The 14937-nt window shown below is 69.1% G+C and carries 16 protein-coding genes and 1 riboswitch; of the genes, 15 read left to right on the forward strand and 1 reads right to left on the reverse strand.

Features of this window, described 5'->3' with window-relative positions; all coding sequences use genetic code 11:
• Positions 1-2: 2 nt before the first annotated feature.
• From cobW to cobJ, 6 genes are read left to right on the forward strand one after another with little or no spacing between them, the layout of a single operon-like run.
• Positions 3-1049: a cobalamin biosynthesis protein CobW gene (gene cobW, locus N3C64_RS07865; RefSeq protein WP_218629947.1), complete on the forward strand. Its 1047-nt coding sequence runs from the start codon at positions 3-5 to the stop codon at positions 1047-1049.
• Positions 1049-4279, forward strand: coding sequence for a cobaltochelatase subunit CobN (gene cobN / locus N3C64_RS07870; RefSeq protein WP_260013724.1), 3231 nt, complete (start codon positions 1049-1051; stop codon positions 4277-4279). The genes cobW and cobN overlap by 1 nt, the downstream gene beginning before the upstream one ends.
• Positions 4276-5403, forward strand: coding sequence for a precorrin-3B synthase (cobG, locus tag N3C64_RS07875; RefSeq protein ID WP_260013726.1), 1128 nt, complete (start codon positions 4276-4278; stop codon positions 5401-5403). Before cobN ends, cobG begins: the two co-directional genes overlap by 4 nt.
• On the forward strand, positions 5403-6032 hold the full coding sequence (locus N3C64_RS07880; protein ID WP_260013728.1) for a precorrin-8X methylmutase: 630 nt from the start codon (positions 5403-5405) through the stop codon (positions 6030-6032). Before cobG ends, N3C64_RS07880 begins: the two co-directional genes overlap by 1 nt.
• Before the next feature lie 3 nt (positions 6033-6035).
• Positions 6036-6776 carry a precorrin-2 C(20)-methyltransferase gene (locus N3C64_RS07885; RefSeq protein WP_218629943.1) on the forward strand — a complete coding sequence of 247 codons (741 nt, stop codon included), beginning with the start codon at positions 6036-6038 and terminating at the stop codon, positions 6774-6776.
• Entirely contained in the window at positions 6773-7513 is a 741-nt protein-coding gene (cobJ, locus tag N3C64_RS07890; RefSeq protein ID WP_260013731.1) for a precorrin-3B C(17)-methyltransferase, read from the forward strand. Before N3C64_RS07885 ends, cobJ begins: the two co-directional genes overlap by 4 nt.
• On the opposite strand, the gene N3C64_RS07895 is transcribed toward cobJ, so the two are convergent.
• Positions 7483-8241 carry a cobalt-precorrin-6A reductase gene (locus N3C64_RS07895; RefSeq protein WP_260013732.1) on the reverse strand — a complete coding sequence of 253 codons (759 nt, stop codon included), beginning with the start codon at positions 8239-8241 and terminating at the stop codon, positions 7483-7485. The genes cobJ and N3C64_RS07895 overlap by 31 nt on opposite strands.
• Between N3C64_RS07895 and cbiE the strand changes: the two genes are divergently transcribed.
• The 9 genes from cbiE to cobF all read left to right on the forward strand — a co-directional run bounded on the left by cbiE (position 8240) and on the right by cobF (position 14936).
• Positions 8240-9430, forward strand: a complete 1191-nt coding sequence (cbiE, locus tag N3C64_RS07900) for a precorrin-6y C5,15-methyltransferase (decarboxylating) subunit CbiE (protein ID WP_260013734.1) — start codon at positions 8240-8242, stop codon at positions 9428-9430. The two genes, N3C64_RS07895 and cbiE, sit on opposite strands and share 2 nt — an antisense overlap.
• Positions 9427-9777 (forward strand): cobalamin biosynthesis protein, encoded by a 351-nt coding sequence (locus N3C64_RS07905; protein WP_260013736.1) that lies wholly within the window; start codon positions 9427-9429, stop codon positions 9775-9777. The genes cbiE and N3C64_RS07905 overlap by 4 nt, the downstream gene beginning before the upstream one ends.
• Positions 9774-10562 (forward strand): precorrin-4 C(11)-methyltransferase, encoded by a 789-nt coding sequence (cobM, locus tag N3C64_RS07910; RefSeq protein WP_260013738.1) that lies wholly within the window; start codon positions 9774-9776, stop codon positions 10560-10562. Before N3C64_RS07905 ends, cobM begins: the two co-directional genes overlap by 4 nt.
• Positions 10559-11884: a cobyrinic acid a,c-diamide synthase CobB gene (locus N3C64_RS07915; RefSeq protein ID WP_260013741.1), complete on the forward strand. Its 1326-nt coding sequence runs from the start codon at positions 10559-10561 to the stop codon at positions 11882-11884. The genes cobM and N3C64_RS07915 overlap by 4 nt, the downstream gene beginning before the upstream one ends.
• Positions 11881-12606, forward strand: a complete 726-nt coding sequence (cobA, locus tag N3C64_RS07920) for a uroporphyrinogen-III C-methyltransferase (RefSeq protein WP_260013743.1) — start codon at positions 11881-11883, stop codon at positions 12604-12606. The genes N3C64_RS07915 and cobA overlap by 4 nt, the downstream gene beginning before the upstream one ends.
• A complete protein-coding gene (locus tag N3C64_RS07925) occupies positions 12603-12920 on the forward strand; it encodes a DUF1636 family protein (protein ID WP_260013747.1) in 318 nt (105 codons plus the stop codon). The genes cobA and N3C64_RS07925 overlap by 4 nt, the downstream gene beginning before the upstream one ends.
• A gap of 56 nt (positions 12921-12976) precedes the next feature.
• Positions 12977-13194, forward strand: a riboswitch (cobalamin riboswitch).
• A gap of 33 nt (positions 13195-13227) precedes the next feature.
• Positions 13228-13392, forward strand: a complete 165-nt coding sequence (locus N3C64_RS07930) for a CbtB domain-containing protein (protein WP_260013749.1) — start codon at positions 13228-13230, stop codon at positions 13390-13392.
• A 22-nt stretch (positions 13393-13414) separates the two neighbouring features.
• Positions 13415-14131, forward strand: a complete 717-nt coding sequence (locus N3C64_RS07935) for a CbtA family protein (RefSeq protein ID WP_311201872.1) — start codon at positions 13415-13417, stop codon at positions 14129-14131.
• A 52-nt stretch (positions 14132-14183) separates the two neighbouring features.
• Complete coding sequence (gene cobF, locus N3C64_RS07940; RefSeq protein ID WP_260013752.1) at positions 14184-14936, forward strand: precorrin-6A synthase (deacetylating); 753 nt, start codon at positions 14184-14186, stop codon at positions 14934-14936.
• Position 14937: the final 1 nt, after the last annotated feature.

The following is a 14937-nucleotide window of genomic DNA, read 5'->3' on the forward strand; positions in this document are numbered from 1 at the left end:
CAATGACCGACCTGACCAAAATCCCCGTGACCGTGATCACCGGCTTTCTCGGCGCGGGCAAGACGACGCTGATCCGCCACCTGATGGCCAATCCGCAGGGCAAGAAGCTGGCCGTGCTGGTCAACGAGTTTGGCACCGTCGGCGTCGATGGTGAGATCCTGCGCCAGTGTGCCGATGAGAACTGCCCCGACGAGAACATCGTCGAGCTGGCCAATGGCTGCATCTGCTGCACCGTCGCCGATGACTTCATCCCCACCATCGAGGCGCTGATGGCGCGCCCGACCCGCCCCGATCACATCCTGATCGAGACCTCGGGTCTTGCGCTGCCCAAACCGCTGCTCAAAGCCTTCGACTGGCCCGCGATCCGCTCGCGCATCACGGTCGATGGCGTGATCGCGCTGGCCGATGCCGAGGCTGTCGCCGCGGGCCGCTTCGCCCCCGATGTCGAGGCGGTGAACGCGCAGCGCGAGGCCGACGACTCCATCGACCATGAAACGCCGCTGTCCGAGGTGTTCGAAGACCAGATCGCCTGTGCGGACATCGTGCTGCTGTCCAAGGCCGACCTTGCCGGTGAAGCGGGCCTAAGCGCCGCGCGCGCGGTGATCGAGGCCGAGGCGCCGCGCAAGCTTCCGATCCTGCCGCTGACCGAGGGCGTGATCGACCCCAAGGTGATCCTGGGTCTTGGCGCCGCCGCCGAAGACGATCTGGCCGCGCGCCCCTCGCATCACGATGACCATGGCGACCACGAGCATGACGATTTCGACACGGTCGTGATCGAGCTGCCTGAGGTAGCCGATCCCGCGCGCCTCGTTGCCGCGATTGAACGCCTCGCGCGGGAGCAGAACATCCTGCGCGTCAAGGGCCATGTCGCCGTGTCGGGCAAGCCGATGCGTCTGCTGGTGCAGGCCGTGGGCGAGCGCGTGCGCCACCAGTTCGACCGCCCCTGGGGCGCTGACACTCGCCGCACCGCGCTTGTTGTCATCGCCGAGCATGACGATGTGAACGAAGACGCGATCCGCGCCGTGCTGATGGAAGGTGCTGCCGCCTGATGCATGTCGTCTTCCGCGAAAGCCACGGGCTCGAGGAAACCGAGACGCCGACCGATCTGGGGCAGACGCCCGCAGAGATGGTCGTGCTGTCCCTCTCGGATTCCGATCTCGGCGCTTTCTCGGCGGGCTGGCATCGCGCGTCGGGCGGGCTGCCGACGCTTCGGCTGGCCAATATCGTGGCGCTCAAGCATCCGATCTCGGTCGATACCTATGTTGAACAAACGCTGGAAGGCGCCAAGGCGATCCTGATCCGCCTGATCGGGGGCGAGCCTTATTGGCCCTACGGCATCGCCTCGATTCAGGATCTCGCGCGGCGGCGCGGGATCGCGCTGGCGGTACTGCCCGCCGACGGGCGCGAGGATGCGCGGCTCGATGAGGTCTCGACCCTGCCGGTGCCAGTGCTGCGGCGGCTCAAGGATCTGTGCGATGCGGGCGGGGCGGTGGCAGCGCAGGCCGCGCTGGCAACGCTTGCCGAGGCCGCCGGGCTGAGTGCCGCGCCCGTCGAGGGCGCGACCGAGGTTCCGGCGATGGGACTCTACGACCCGCAAGCAGGTGTGATCGACACGCCGCCCAAGGGGCCGCTGGTTCTGGTCAGCTTCTACCGCTCGTATCTGACGGCGGCGGATACCGACCCGGTTGATGCGCTGATCACGGCGCTGCGCCGCGCGGGCTTCGCCGCCTGCGGTGTGTTCGCGGCCTCGCTCAAGGCGCCGGGATTTGCCGATTGGCTTGCGGGGCAGGGGCTTGCGCCGGTGGCCGTGGTCAATGCCACCGCTTTCTCGGCGCAGGGGCTGGATGGGCGCACGCCGTTCGACGCCTTCGGTTGCCCGGTCTTTCAGGTGGCGCTGTCCACCGCGCGCCGCCGCGATTGGGCGGAGGCCGAGCGCGGCCTCTCCCCTGCCGATCTTGCCATGCATGTGGTTCTGCCCGAGGTGGACGGGCGGTTGTTTGGCGGCGTTGTCTCTTTCAAGCAACCCGGTCGCAAGGACGCCGATCTTCAGTATTCCCGCTTTGCCCACCGCGCCGATGCCGAGCGGATCGAGGCCGTGGTGGCCCGCGTCGTCGCCTGGCACCGGCTTGGTCAGCTCGGACCGGCACAGCGCAAGCTGGCCGTGGTGCTCTCGACCTATCCGGGGCGGGCCTGGCAGATGGCCCATGCGGTGGGCCTCGATGCGCTGGCCTCGACCGAGGAACTGCTGACCGCGCTGGCTAAGGGGGGGCATGACATCGCCCCCCCGGCCGATCTGGGCGCGCTGGCCGAGACGCGCGTTTCCTGGCCGATGGACGATTACCTTGCCGCGCTGGCGACCCTGCCGCAGGCGTTGCGCGACGATCTGACCGCCACATGGGGTGCGCCGAGCGATGACCCTTCGGTGACGGATAACTCCTTCCACTTCGCGGCCCTACGCTGCGGCTCGGCCCTCGTCGCGCTGCAACCCGAGCGCGGCGATGCAACCACCCGCGATGACGATTACCACGACCTGACGCGCACCCCGCGCCATGGCTATGTGGCCTTCTATCTGTGGCTGCGCGCGCAGGGGATCGACGCGCTGGTGCATATGGGCGCGCATGGCACACTGGAGTGGCTGCCGGGTAAGGCCGTGGCGCTCTCGGGCGCCTGCTGGCCCGAGGCGCTGATCGGTGCGACGCCCGTGATCTACCCCTTCATCGTCAATGACCCCGGCGAGGCCGCGCAGGCCAAGCGCCGCATCGGGGCGGTCACCGTGGGCCATGTGCCGCCGCCGCAGGTCGCGGCCTCGGTGCCCGAGGGGATGACGCATCTTGAGCGGTTGCTCGATGAATACTCGACTGCCGACGGGCTTGACCCCGCGCGGCGTGATCGCCTGATCGCTGACATTCGTGCCGAGGCCCGCGCCTCGGGCGTCGAGGACGACCTTGGCATTCCCGCGCAGGCCAGCGCTGCCGAGGCGATTACCCGCATCGACCGCTTTGTATGTGACATCAAGGAAAGCCAGTTCGGCGAGGGGCTGCATGTGTTCGGCACCGGCATCTGCGGCGCGCAGGAACGCGCGGGCGTGCTCGATGCGCTTGCCGGTCGTCGCGTTGCGCCGGGGCCGTCGGGTTCGCCCTCACGCGGGCGCTCGGACGTGCTGCCGACAGGGCGGAACCTCTTTTCCGTCGATCCGCGCGCGGTGCCAAGCCGGGCAGCGCATGGTCAGGGCGTCAAGCTGGCCGAGGAACTCCTGCGCCGCCATTTGCAGGATCAGGGCGACTGGCCCAAGGGGCTGGTGATTGACCTCTGGGGCTCGGCCACGATGCGCACGGCGGGCGAGGAATTTGCCATGGCTCTGCATCTGGCCGGGTTGCAGCCGGTTTGGGATGCCAGCTCGGGCCGGGTGAGCGGGGTCGAGGTGATCGCGCTGGCGCTGCTTGGCCGTCCGCGTATCGACGTGACGCTACGGGTCTCGGGTCTGTTCCGCGATGTGTTCCCGGGTCTTGCGCAGCTCTTCGAGACCGGGGCCGCAGCACTGGCCGCACGCGATGAGGCGCCCGAGGACAACCCCTATCTGGCCCGCGCCGCCCGCGTCTTCGGCCCGCGCCCCGGCCAGTATGGCCTTGGCATGGGCACCGCGATGGACGCTTTCACCCCCGAGGCCCGCGCCGCGGCCGGAGAGGCCTGGATCGCGGCCTCGTCCTTCGCCATCGGCGCGGATGGGCAAAGCCGCGATGACCGTGCCGGGCTTGAGGCACGCCTGAAGGGCGCCGACAGTTTCGTTCATGCGCAGGATCTGCCCGAAAGCGACGTGCTTTTGGCCGCCGATTATGCCGCGCATGAGGCTGGCTTTGCCGCGGCGCTCGCACGGCTTGGGGCGGCGAAACCCGCGCTTTACCACCTGGATGCGACGCAACCCGACCGCCCCCGCGCCCGCACCCTGACCGAAGAGATCGCCCGCGTCGTGCGCGCCCGCGCCGCGAATCCGGCCTGGTCGGATGGCATGACGGCCCATGGCTATCGCGGCGCGGCCGAAATCGCGGCGACGCTCGATCACATGGCGGCCTTCGCGCATCTGGCGCAGGTGGTGCCGCCGCATCTGTTCGACCTGTACCACGAAGCGACGCTTGGCCGCGACGAGATCGTGGCCTTCATGCAAGAGGCCAATCCCGAGGCGCTGGCCGCGATGCGCGATCTGTTTCAGCGGCTGGCCGAGGCCGGTCTGTGGGCGACGCGCCGCAACTCGATCGCCGCAACGCTGGAGGGCACGCCATGAGCTTCAAGGTGCAAGGCTGGTGCCCCGGCGCGCTGCGCCCGATGGCCTCGGGCGACGGTCTCGTGGTGCGGGTGCGCCCGCGCGGCGGGCGGATCACGCCCGAGCAGGCGGCGGGGATCGCGACGGCTTCGCGCGCCCACGGTAACGGGCTGATCGACCTGTCGGGCCGCGCCAATGTGCAGCTGCGGGGCGTGAGCGCCGAAACCCACTCCGCGCTGATCGCCGATCTGACCGCGCTTGGCTTGATCGACGCCGACATCGCCGCCGAGACCCGGCGCAATGTCATCGTCACCCCCTTCGCCGATGCGCAGACCGATGCGCTCGCCGCTGATCTGGTCGCGGCGCTGGCCGATGCGCCGGAACTGCCCGGCAAGTTCGGCTTTGCCCTCGATACTGGGCCTGCGCCGCTGATGGCCGACACGCCCGCCGACATTCGCCTTGAACGTGCGGCGGATGGGCGCCTGATCTTGCGCGCGGCGGGGATGGACCTGGGCGCGCCCGTCGCGCCCGAGGCTGCTGTGCAGGCCGCCGTCGATCTGGCGCGCTGGTTCGTCGATCAGGGCGGCGTCGTGAACGGGCGGGGTCGGATGGCCTCGCTGATCGCGCGCGGCGCATACCCCGAAGGCGCGGTGCTGGCGCCCGCGCCCGCCCTTGCACCCTCCGGCCCGGGGTTGGTTGCGCAGGGCGCGCTTGTGGCCTTCGAGTTCGGCCAGATGCAGGCCGAGACCTTCTGGGCGCTTGGCCGCCTTGGTCCACTGCGGATCACGCCCTGGCGCATGGTTCTGATTGAGGGCCTGCGCGAAATGCCCGAACTGCCTGGCCTGATCATCGATGCCACTGATCCGCTTCTGCGCGTCTATGCCTGCACCGGCGCGCCCGGCTGCCTTCAGGCCGAGGGGCCGACGCGCGATCTGGCGCGCGCCCTTGCGCCGCGCGTTCCCAAGGGGCGCATCCTGCATGTCTCGGGCTGCGCCAAGGGCTGCGCCTGGCCTGCGCGCGCAGATCTGGCGCTGGTCGCCACCGAGCGCGGCTATGACCTTGTCACCGATGGCACGGCGGCGGATACGCCCGCCCGCGTGACCCTCGACCCTACCGAAATTCCCGATCTCCCGGAGTTCTCCTGATGCCTTACGAATACGAAAAGGACGGCGCAACGATCTATGTGCAGTCCTTCGCCACCATCCGGGCCGAGGCCGATCTGGCCCGCTTTACCCCCGAGGAGGAGGTCGTGGTGGTACGCATGATCCATGCGGCGGGCATGGTCGGGCTTGAGGAGCACGTCCGCTTCACCCCCGGCATGGCGATTGCCGCCCGCGCGGCGCTTGAGGCCGGCGCGCCGATCCTGTGCGACGCGCGCATGGTCAGCGAGGGTATTACCCGCGCGCGCCTGCCCGCGGACAACGAGATCATCTGCACCCTGCAAGATCCCCGCGTCCCCGAGATGGCGCGCGAGATGGGCAATACCCGCTCGGCCGCCGCGCTGGAGCTGTGGCGCCCGAAGCTTGCAGGCGCGGTGGTGGCCATCGGCAATGCGCCGACGGCGCTGTTTCACCTGCTGAACATGCTCGAAGACCCGGCCTGCCCGCGCCCCGCCGCGATCATCGGCTGCCCCGTCGGTTTCATCGGTGCGGCGGAATCGAAAGCGGCGTTGATGGAGGCAGCCCCCGTGCCCGCGATGGCGGTCGAGGGACGACTGGGCGGCTCGGCAATCACCGTGGCGGCGGTCAACGCGCTCGCCTCTCGGAAGGAGTGAGAAATGGGCAGGATCATTTGCGCGGGCCTTGGCCCCGGTGACCCGGAACTGATGTCGGTGCGCTCGGATCGCGCGATCCGGGGCGCGACCCATGTCGCCTATTTCCGCAAGAAGGGCCGCAAGGGTCAGGCGCGCCAGATTGTCGAGGGGATGCTGGCCGTGGGCGCGCTGGAATACCCGATGGAATATCCGGTCACGACCGAGATCCCCTTCGACAGCCCCGAGTATATCCGCCTGCTGGCCGAGTTCTACGACGACTGGGCGAACCGCCTGGCCGATCTGGCCGCCACGCAGGAGGTCGTCGTGCTGTGCGAGGGCGACCCCTTCTTCTACGGCTCGTTCATGCATCTTTACATCCGGCTCAAGGATCGGGTGCAGGTTGACGTGATCCCCGGCATCACCGGCATGACCGGCTGCTGGAACGTGACCGGCCAGCCGATCACCTGGGGCGACGATGTGCTGACCATCCTGATGGGCACCCTGCCCGAGGATGAACTGGCCGCCCATGCCGCAGGTTCGGATGCGCTCGTGATCATGAAAACCGGCCGCAACCTGCCACGCGTCAAGCGCGCGCTGGCCCGCGCGGGCCGGTTGGGCGAGGCCTGGCTGGTTGAGCGTGGCACCATGAAGGGCCAGCGCGTCGATCGTCTGGCCGAGGTCGAGGATCACGACTGTCCCTATTTCGCTATCGTCCTTGTCCACGGACAGGGCCGCCGCCCCGAGATCGCGGAGGCCGCGGAATGAGCGGCTGGATCGCCGTTGCGGGGCTTGGGCCGGGGGCCGAGGATCTGGTGACGCCCGAGGTCTCGGCCGCGCTGGCCGAGGCCACCGATGTGGTGGGCTACATCCCCTATGTCGCCCGCGTCGCCGCGCGCGAGGGGCTGACGCTGCACCCCTCCGATAACCGGGTCGAGCTGGACCGCGCACGCCACGCGCTGGAGATGGCGGCCGCGGGCAAGCGGGTCGTCGTGGTCTCCTCGGGCGATCCGGGCGTATTCGCCATGGCCTCGGCGCTCTTCGAGGCGCTGGAGGTGGCGCCCGAGTTCGCGCAAACCGACATCCGTATTCTGCCCGGCATCACCGCCATGCTGGCGGCCGCCGCCCATGCCGGGGCGCCGCTTGGGCATGATTTCTGTGCCATCAACCTCAGCGACAACCTCAAACCCTTCGAGATGGTCGAGCATCGCCTGCGCCATGCCGCGCGGGGCGATTTCGCGATGGCCTTCTACAACCCGCGCTCCAAATCCCGCCCGCATCAGTTCGAGCGGGTGCTGGAAGTGCTGCGCGAGGAATGCGAGCCCGAGCGGTTGATCCTGTTTGCGCGCGCGGTCTCGACCCCGGAAGAGCGGATCGTGACCGTGCCGCTGGCCGAGGCCACGCCCGAGATGGCCGATATGCGCACCGTCGTCATCGTCGGTAATTCGGCGACGCGGCGGGTGGGCAGATGGGTTTACACGCCGCGCTCGGCAGGGGGGCGGTGATGGGCGATCCACGCCAGTGCCCGGTCCACACTGGCCACCGTTTCGCGCGGGGGCAGGGCGGGGCGGTCGGTCAGGATCACCGGCAGGTGCAGAGCGCGCGCGGCGATCAGCTTCGCCTCGGCCCCGGCGCCGCCGGCATTCTTGGCGACGATATGGGTGATGGCGTGGGCGCGCAGCAGGGCCTCGTCGCCCTCGGGCGAGAAGGGGCCGCGGGCGATCACGGCCTGCGCGTCGGGCAGCGGCAGGGCGCCCTCGGGCGGATCGACAAGGCGCAGCAGGTAATGGTGCTGGGGCTTGGCGGCAAAGGCCGTCAGGTTCTGCTTGCCGATGGCCAGGAAAACGCGCGCCGGGGTGTCGGGCAGGGCCGCGACGGCACCCGCAATATCGGGCACATGGGTCCAGCTGTCACCCGGTTGCGCCACCCATGCGGGGCGTTCCAATGCCAGCAGCGGCGTGTGACTGACCGCGCAGGCGGTGATCGCATTGCGGCTCATCTGCGCGGCGAAGGGATGGGTTGCGTCGATCACATGGGTGATCGCCTCGGCGCGAATGTATTCGGCCAGCCCCTCCGGGCCGCCAAAGCCGCCGACCCGCGTGGGGATCGGCTGGGCCACGGGCGCTTCGGTCCGGCCGGCATAGGAAAAGACGGCGGGCAGGCCAGCCTCGGCCAGCGCGCGGGCCATGCGGCTGGCTTCGGTGGTGCCGCCCAGAAGAAGGATGCGCGTCATGGCTGATCCGTGGCTGACAATCGTCGGTCTGGGCGAAGATGGCCTTGAAGGGCTGTCGGATGCAAGCCGTGCGGCGATTGCGGGCGCCGAGGTGATCTTTGGCGGACCGCGTCACCTGGATCTGGTGGCGGTGGACGCGCGCGGGCGTGCTTGGCCGGTACCCTTCGATATTGCCCCGGTGTTGGAATGGCGCGGGCGTCCCACCGTGGTGCTGGCCTCGGGTGACCCGTTCTGGTTCGGTGCGGGCGGCACGCTTGCCCGCCATCTGGAGCCGGGCGAGTGGCGCGCGATCCCGCTGGCCGGGGTGTTCTCGCTGGCTTGCGCGCGGATGGGCTGGAAGATCGAGGAAACGGTTTGCATGGGCCTGCATGCGGCGGCATTTGCACGGCTACGCGCGGTTCTGGCGCGCGGTGTGTGCGCGGTGGTGACGCTGCGCGATGGTGCCGCCCCTGCGATGCTGGCCAAATGGCTGGTTGCGGCGGGCTTCGGTGCGGCACGGCTGATGGTGCTTGAACGCCTCGGCGGCACGCAGGAGCGGCTGCGGCAGGCCAACGCCGAAGGCTTCGACGTTACCGACATAGCGGCGCCGGTTGCGGTGGCCATCGACGGCGCGAATCTGCCCAAAGACGCGGGTCTATCACGCGCCTCTGGCCTGCCGGATGACGCATTCCAGCATGACGGCCAGATCACCAAGCGGCCCGTGCGCGCGCTGACACTCTCGGCGCTTGCACCGCGTCCGGGCGAATTGCTGTGGGACATCGGTGGCGGGTCGGGCTCGATCTCGGTCGAGTGGTGCCTTGCGGGCGGTCGCGCGATCACGGTGGAAACGCGCGCGGATCGCGTGACCAACATTCGCGCCAATATCGCGGACTTTGGTCTGGATGGCCGGATGGAGGCGATTGAGGGCCGCGCGCCCGAGGCTCTGGCAGGGCTTCCCCTGCCGGATGCGGTTTTCGTGGGTGGCGGCGGCAATGCGGCGCTTTACGCGGCGCTGTGGCCGATGCTGCCCGCAGGCACGCGGCTTGTGGCCAATGGCGTGACGCTGGAAACCGAGGCGCTTCTGGCGCAGATGCAAGCGGCGCATGGCGGCGATCTGCTGCGGATTGATCTGGCGCAGGCAGCACCCCTTGGCGGAATGCGCGGTTGGAACGCGGCGCGCCCCGTGGTGCAATGGAGCGTGGTGAAATGAGGGTCGCCGGGGTCGGGTTCAATAGCGCGGCTACGCCTGAAGGCGTGCTCACCGCCTTGCGCGCGGCCGAGACCGTTGCGGGGCCTGTTGCCGCGCTCGCGACCATCGGGCACAAGGCAGATCGGTTGGCCGAATTGACAGTGGCACTTGGCCTGCCGGTCAGCGGCCATGACGTGGCGGGGGTGGCGACGCCCTCGCAATCCGACCGGGTGCAGGCGCTGTTCGGCACCGGCTCGGTCGCCGAGGCGGCGGCGCTGATGGCGGCGGGGCCTGGCGCGCGGTTGATTATGGGGCGCGTGGCCCAAGGCGGTGTGAGCGTGGCAGTAGCGGAAGGGAAGACGCAATGACGGTGCATTTCATCGGGGCGGGTCCGGGGGCGGCCGATCTGATCACCCTGCGCGGGCGCGACCTGATCGCCTCCTGCCCGGTTTGCCTCTATGCAGGCAGCCTTGTGCCCGAGGCGCTTTTGGCCCATTGCCCGCCGGGCGCGAAGATCGTGAATACCGCGCCGCTGTCGCTGGACCAGATTGTCGCGGAGATCGCCGCCGCCCATGCCGAGGGCAAGGATGTTGCGCGGCTGCACTCGGGCGATCTGTCGGTCTGGTCGGCCATGGGCGAGCAGCTGCGCCGCCTGCGCGCGCTGGATATCCCATATGACGTGACGCCGGGCGTGCCCTCCTTCGCAGCTGCCGCCGCCACGCTGTGCGCCGAGCTTACGCTGCCCGGCGTGGTGCAGTCGGTCGTGCTTACGCGGACCTCGGGGCGGGCGACTTCGATGCCCGAGGGTGAGACGCTTGAGAATTTCGCCCGCACCGGCGCTGTGCTGGCCATTCACCTCTCGGTTCATGTGCTGCCGAACGTGGTCGAGGATCTGACCCCGCATTACGGCGCCGATTGCCCCGTGGCGGTCGTCTGGCGTGCAAGCTGGCCCGATGAGCGTGTGGTGCGCGCCACGCTCGGCACGCTGGAGACCGCGATTGGCGAAGAGATGGAGCGCACGGCGCTGATCCTTGTCGGGCGTTCGATTGGCGCCGAGGAGTTCGACGAAAGCCGCCTGTACGCAGGCGATTACGACCGCCGCTACCGGCCCGTGGGCACAGAGCCGCGCTTTCCCGGAACGGGGCCTGAATGACGCCCGGGCTGATCATATCGGCACCGGCCTCTGGCTCGGGGAAAACCACGCTGACGCTGGGGGTGCTGGCAGCGCTGCGGGCGCGCGGGCTGGATGTGCAGCCGTTCAAATGCGGGCCGGATTACATCGACCCGGCCTTTCATGCGGCGGCGGCGGGGCGGGCCTCGTTCAACCTCGATGCCTGGGCGATGGGGCGCGGGCAGTTGGAGGCTTTGGCATCGGTCGAGGCCGATCTGATCGTGGCCGAGGGGGCGATGGGCCTCTTCGATGGCGTTGCCAAACCCGGCGAGACGGGGACGGGGGCGAGCGGCGATATTGCTGCGCTGATGGGCTGGCCGGTGGTTCTGGTGCTCGATGTGTCGGGGCAGGCGCAATCGGCGGCGGCAGTGGCCAAGGGCTTCGCGACGCTGCGCCCTGGTGTGCAGGTGGCGGGTGTCGTGCTGAACAAGGTGGCTTCGCCCCGGCATGAGGCACTGGTGCGCGCGGGCATGGAAGAGGCCGGGATCGAGGTTCTGGGCGTCATCCCGCGCGCGGCGGGGATCGCCCTGCCCGAGCGGCATCTGGGCCTTGTGCAGGCCGAAGAAACCGATGCGCTGGATAAGCTGCTGGCGGAGGCCGGGCGGATCGTGGCCGAGCATTGCGACCTCGATCGGATGATCTCGGTCGCTGCGGGGCGGGGGCGCGGGCCGGTGCCCGGCCCGCGCCCCCGCCTGGCCCCCCCGGGCGCGCGGATCGCGCTGGCGAGGGATGCCGCGTTTTCCTTTGTCTATCCGCATCTGATCGCGGATTGGCGCGCCGAGGGGGCGACGATCCTGCCCTTCTCGCCGCTGGCCGACGAGGCGCCCGACCCGAGCGCCGATGCCTGCTGGCTGCCCGGTGGTTACCCGGAGCTACATGCGGGCCGCTTGTCTGCCGCCGAGACCTTCCGCGCGGGCCTATGTGCCTTCGCGCAGACCCGTCCGGTTCATGGCGAATGCGGAGGCTACATGGCGCTTGGCGCGGGGCTGGTTGCCGCGGATGGCACGCGCCACGCGATGGCGGGGCTCTTGGGGCTGGAGACATCCTTTGCCAAGCGGCGCATGCATCTGGGCTATCGGCTTGCGCGGCTGGCGGCCCCCGTCGGCCCGTTGGCCGCTGGCACCGCGCTGCGGGGCCATGAGTTTCACTATGCGACGATCCTGTCGCAACCCGATGCGCCGCTGGCGCAGGTCGTCGATGCCACCGGCGCCGCCGTCCCCGAGACCGGATCGTTCCGGCAGATGCCGGGCGGCGGCTGCGTCAGCGGCACTTTCTTTCACCTGATAGCTGAGGCCAGTTCATGAGCGGTTTCGTCTCTTTCGTTTCCTCGGGGCCGGGCGATCCCGATCTGATCACGCTGAAAGCTGTGGATCGGCTGGCGCGCGCCGAGTTGGTGCTGTTCGATGACCTCGCTTCGGGCCCGGTTCTGGGCCATGCCGGTCCGCAGGCCGAGTTGATCGCGGTTGGCAAGCGGGCGGGCAAGCCCTCGGCCAAGCAGGAATACGTCAATGCCCTGCTGGTCGAGCATGCCCTGGCCGGCAAGCGTGTGGTGCGGCTCAAGTCCGGCGATTCGGGGCTGTTCGGGCGGCTTGAGGAAGAGCTTGTCGCCCTGCGTGAGGCCGGGATCGGCAGCGAGATCATCCCCGGCGTGCCCTCGGCCTGTGCGGCGGCGGCAGCGGCAGGTATTCCGCTGACCCGGCGGCTGACCGCGCGGCGGGTGCAATTCGTGACCGGCGCCGATGTGACCGGCGGCCTGCCCGAATCGATCAACTGGGCGGCGCTGGCCGATCCCGGGGCGACGACGGTTGTCTTCATGGGCAAGCGCACCTTCCCGCGCCTGGCCGAGGGGCTGATGGCGCATGGGCTTGCGCCCGAAACCCCCGCGATGCTGGCCGAGGCCGTGGGCCATCCGGAACAAACCATCCAGCGCACGACCGTCGCGGATCTGGCGCGGCAACTGGCCGATGCGCGCTCGGACCACCCGGCGCTGATCCTCTATGGCCCGTTGTCGGATGTGATCGCGTGAGGATCTCGGTCTGCACCAGCTGCGCGCTTGGCCGTGCGGGTTTCGGCGCAACGCTGGAGGAAGCGCTGCGCGAGGCCGGAATTGTGGCCGAGGTGCAGGGGATCGAATGCATGTCGGGCTGCACGCGCCCCTCGAGCCTGGCCTTCCGCGCCGAGGGCAAGACCGCCTATCTGTTTGGCGATCTGACGCCCGAGGACCTGCCCGACCTGCTCACCTTCGCGCGGCTGTATGCGGCCTCGGCGGACGGGAACTTCGCCGATGCGCGCCCGCTTGGCGCGCTGCGCACCAAGGCGCTGGCGCGGATTCCGGGCTGAGGGTCGCATTCGGCCCTGAAGCGCCGTGATTGTCCTTGACCGGCTGCGGCGCCGCTGAGTAGATGGAAGGGCAAGGTGTCCCATCAGGTGCAAAGCATCGGGACTGAAACGGGAATGGGGAACGGGCGGACCAATCGAGGCGCCCCGAGCCCCAGCCGCCCCCGCGACTGTCAGCGGAGAGCGGTCCTCGGAATGCCACTGCCTGCAAGGGTGGGAAGGCGAGGACCGACTGTGACCCGCGAGCCAGGAGACCGGCCCTGCAAGGTGTAACTTAACGCCGTCGGGTGTGACGGCTGGGAGATATGAAATGACGACTCTTTCCTCGGTGAAAACCACCTCGGGTCTGGCTTCGGTTCTGGCGATGGTTGTGATGGGCGTGGTCCTGATGTTCGTGGCTGGCCACGCGCAGTCGGCGACGCTGCACGATGCCGCCCACGATATGCGTCACGCGACCGGCTTCCCCTGCCACTGATCCGCCACGCATGTTCCAACGAATGTTGACCGGCGCGTTGTTCGCCGGTTGTGCAGCAGGGCTGATTGCCGCTCTGCTGCACTTCGCTTTCGTGCAGGAGGTTATCCTGCTTGGTGAAGGTTACGAGACTGGCGAACTGACGCATTTCTCGGGCTCGGCGCTGGAGGCTCCGGCCGATCACGCGCATGAGGCCGGGGCGGCCGACGATCACGTACAGGGGGCAGAGGCTGCCGATCCGAGTGCGCTGACGCGCAATGGGCTGACGGTTCTCTTCACCATCCTGATCTACGTCTCTTATGCGGGGCTGCTGGTGGCGGGCTTCGGTCTGGCCGAGACGCTCGGCAAGCGGGTCGGCGCGGTCGAGGGGTTGCTTTGGGGTATCGCGGGCTTCGTGAGCTTCCAGCTTGCCCCTGCGCTTGGGCTGCCGCCCGAACTGCCGGGCACGGTGGCCGCCGATCTTGGCGATCGCCAGGTATGGTGGTGGGGCGCGGTGGCGCTGACTGGCACGGCGCTTGCGCTGCTGGCCTACGGGCACCATGCGTGGAAATATCCGCTGGCCGTGGGCATGCTTGCGCTGCCGCATATCATTGGCGCGCCCACGATCGACGAGTATTACGGCGTTGCCCCGCCTGAGGTCGGCGCCATGTTCTCGGCGCGTGTGCTCGGGGTCGGGCTTGCGGTCTGGGCGGTGCTTGGCTGGGTTGCCGGGCAGCTCTGGGAGCGCAGCCGGACGGCGTAACGAAACACTGGGAGGAGCGCGCCGCGCTCCTCCCGCCAGTAAGGAAGACGCGATGATCGAACTGACGCTGATCGGAATTGGCACCGGAAACCCCGGGCATCTGACGCTGCAGGCGATCGAAGCGATGAACGCGGCCGAGCTGATCCTGATCCCGCTCAAGGGGGCGGACAAATCCGATCTGGCCGGGCTGCGCCGGTCGATGTGCGAAACGCATATCACCAATCCCGCGACAAAGGTGGTTGAGTTCGCGCTGCCGGTGCGCGATGCGGCGAATCCCTCTTACCGGCAGGGCGTGGACGACTGGCACGACGCCATCGCCGCCGCCTGGCAGGGTGAGATCCGCGCCCATGTTGGCGAAAGCGGCAAGGTCGCACTGCTCGTCTGGGGCGATCCGTCGCTTTACGACAGCACGCTGCGCCTGGCCGAGCGGCTGGCGCGTGTGATGCCGGTCACGACCCGCGTCATTCCGGGGATCACCGCCATTCAGGCGCTGTGCGCGGCGCACGCCATCCCGCTCAATGAGATCGGCGCGCCGGTGCAGATCACCACGGGCCGCCAGCTGTGCGATCACGGCTGGCCCGAGGGCGTCGATACCATCGTGGTCATGCTCGATGGAGAATGCTCGTTCACCCATCTCGCGCCCGAAGGGGTCGAGATCTGGTGGGGGGCCTTCGTCGGCATGTCCGAACAGATCCTGCATGCGGGGCCCCTCTCCGAGGTCGGCCCGCAGATCGTCCGGACCCGCGCCGAGGCGCGGGCCGAGCATGGCTGGATCATGGACATCTACCTGATGCGGCGCGCTTGAC

The organism is Sedimentimonas flavescens (genome assembly GCF_025154035.1).
Lineage (GTDB): Bacteria > Pseudomonadota > Alphaproteobacteria > Rhodobacterales > Rhodobacteraceae > Rhodobacter > Rhodobacter flavescens.

Excerpts from the sequence above, each read along its gene's own strand:
- N3C64_RS07935 (WP_311201872.1), top strand. The coding sequence starts at position 13,415 with ATGTTGACCGGCGCGTTGTTCGCCGGTTGTGCAGCAGGGCTGATTGCC.
- cbiE (WP_260013734.1), top strand. The coding sequence starts at position 8,240 with ATGGCTGATCCGTGGCTGACAATCGTCGGTCTGGGCGAAGATGGCCTT.
- cobN (WP_260013724.1), top strand. The coding sequence starts at position 1,049 with ATGCATGTCGTCTTCCGCGAAAGCCACGGGCTCGAGGAAACCGAGACG.
- cobA (WP_260013743.1), top strand. The coding sequence starts at position 11,881 with ATGAGCGGTTTCGTCTCTTTCGTTTCCTCGGGGCCGGGCGATCCCGAT.
- cobG (WP_260013726.1), top strand. The coding sequence starts at position 4,276 with ATGAGCTTCAAGGTGCAAGGCTGGTGCCCCGGCGCGCTGCGCCCGATG.
- cobJ (WP_260013731.1), top strand. The coding sequence starts at position 6,773 with ATGAGCGGCTGGATCGCCGTTGCGGGGCTTGGGCCGGGGGCCGAGGAT.
- N3C64_RS07915 (WP_260013741.1), top strand. The coding sequence starts at position 10,559 with ATGACGCCCGGGCTGATCATATCGGCACCGGCCTCTGGCTCGGGGAAA.
- cobM (WP_260013738.1), top strand. The coding sequence starts at position 9,774 with ATGACGGTGCATTTCATCGGGGCGGGTCCGGGGGCGGCCGATCTGATC.
- cobW (WP_218629947.1), top strand. The coding sequence starts at position 3 with ATGACCGACCTGACCAAAATCCCCGTGACCGTGATCACCGGCTTTCTC.
- N3C64_RS07905 (WP_260013736.1), top strand. The coding sequence starts at position 9,427 with ATGAGGGTCGCCGGGGTCGGGTTCAATAGCGCGGCTACGCCTGAAGGC.
- N3C64_RS07930 (WP_260013749.1), top strand. The coding sequence starts at position 13,228 with ATGACGACTCTTTCCTCGGTGAAAACCACCTCGGGTCTGGCTTCGGTT.
- N3C64_RS07885 (WP_218629943.1), top strand. The coding sequence starts at position 6,036 with ATGGGCAGGATCATTTGCGCGGGCCTTGGCCCCGGTGACCCGGAACTG.
- N3C64_RS07895 (WP_260013732.1), bottom strand. The coding sequence starts at position 8,241 with ATGACGCGCATCCTTCTTCTGGGCGGCACCACCGAAGCCAGCCGCATG.
- N3C64_RS07880 (WP_260013728.1), top strand. The coding sequence starts at position 5,403 with ATGCCTTACGAATACGAAAAGGACGGCGCAACGATCTATGTGCAGTCC.
- cobF (WP_260013752.1), top strand. The coding sequence starts at position 14,184 with ATGATCGAACTGACGCTGATCGGAATTGGCACCGGAAACCCCGGGCAT.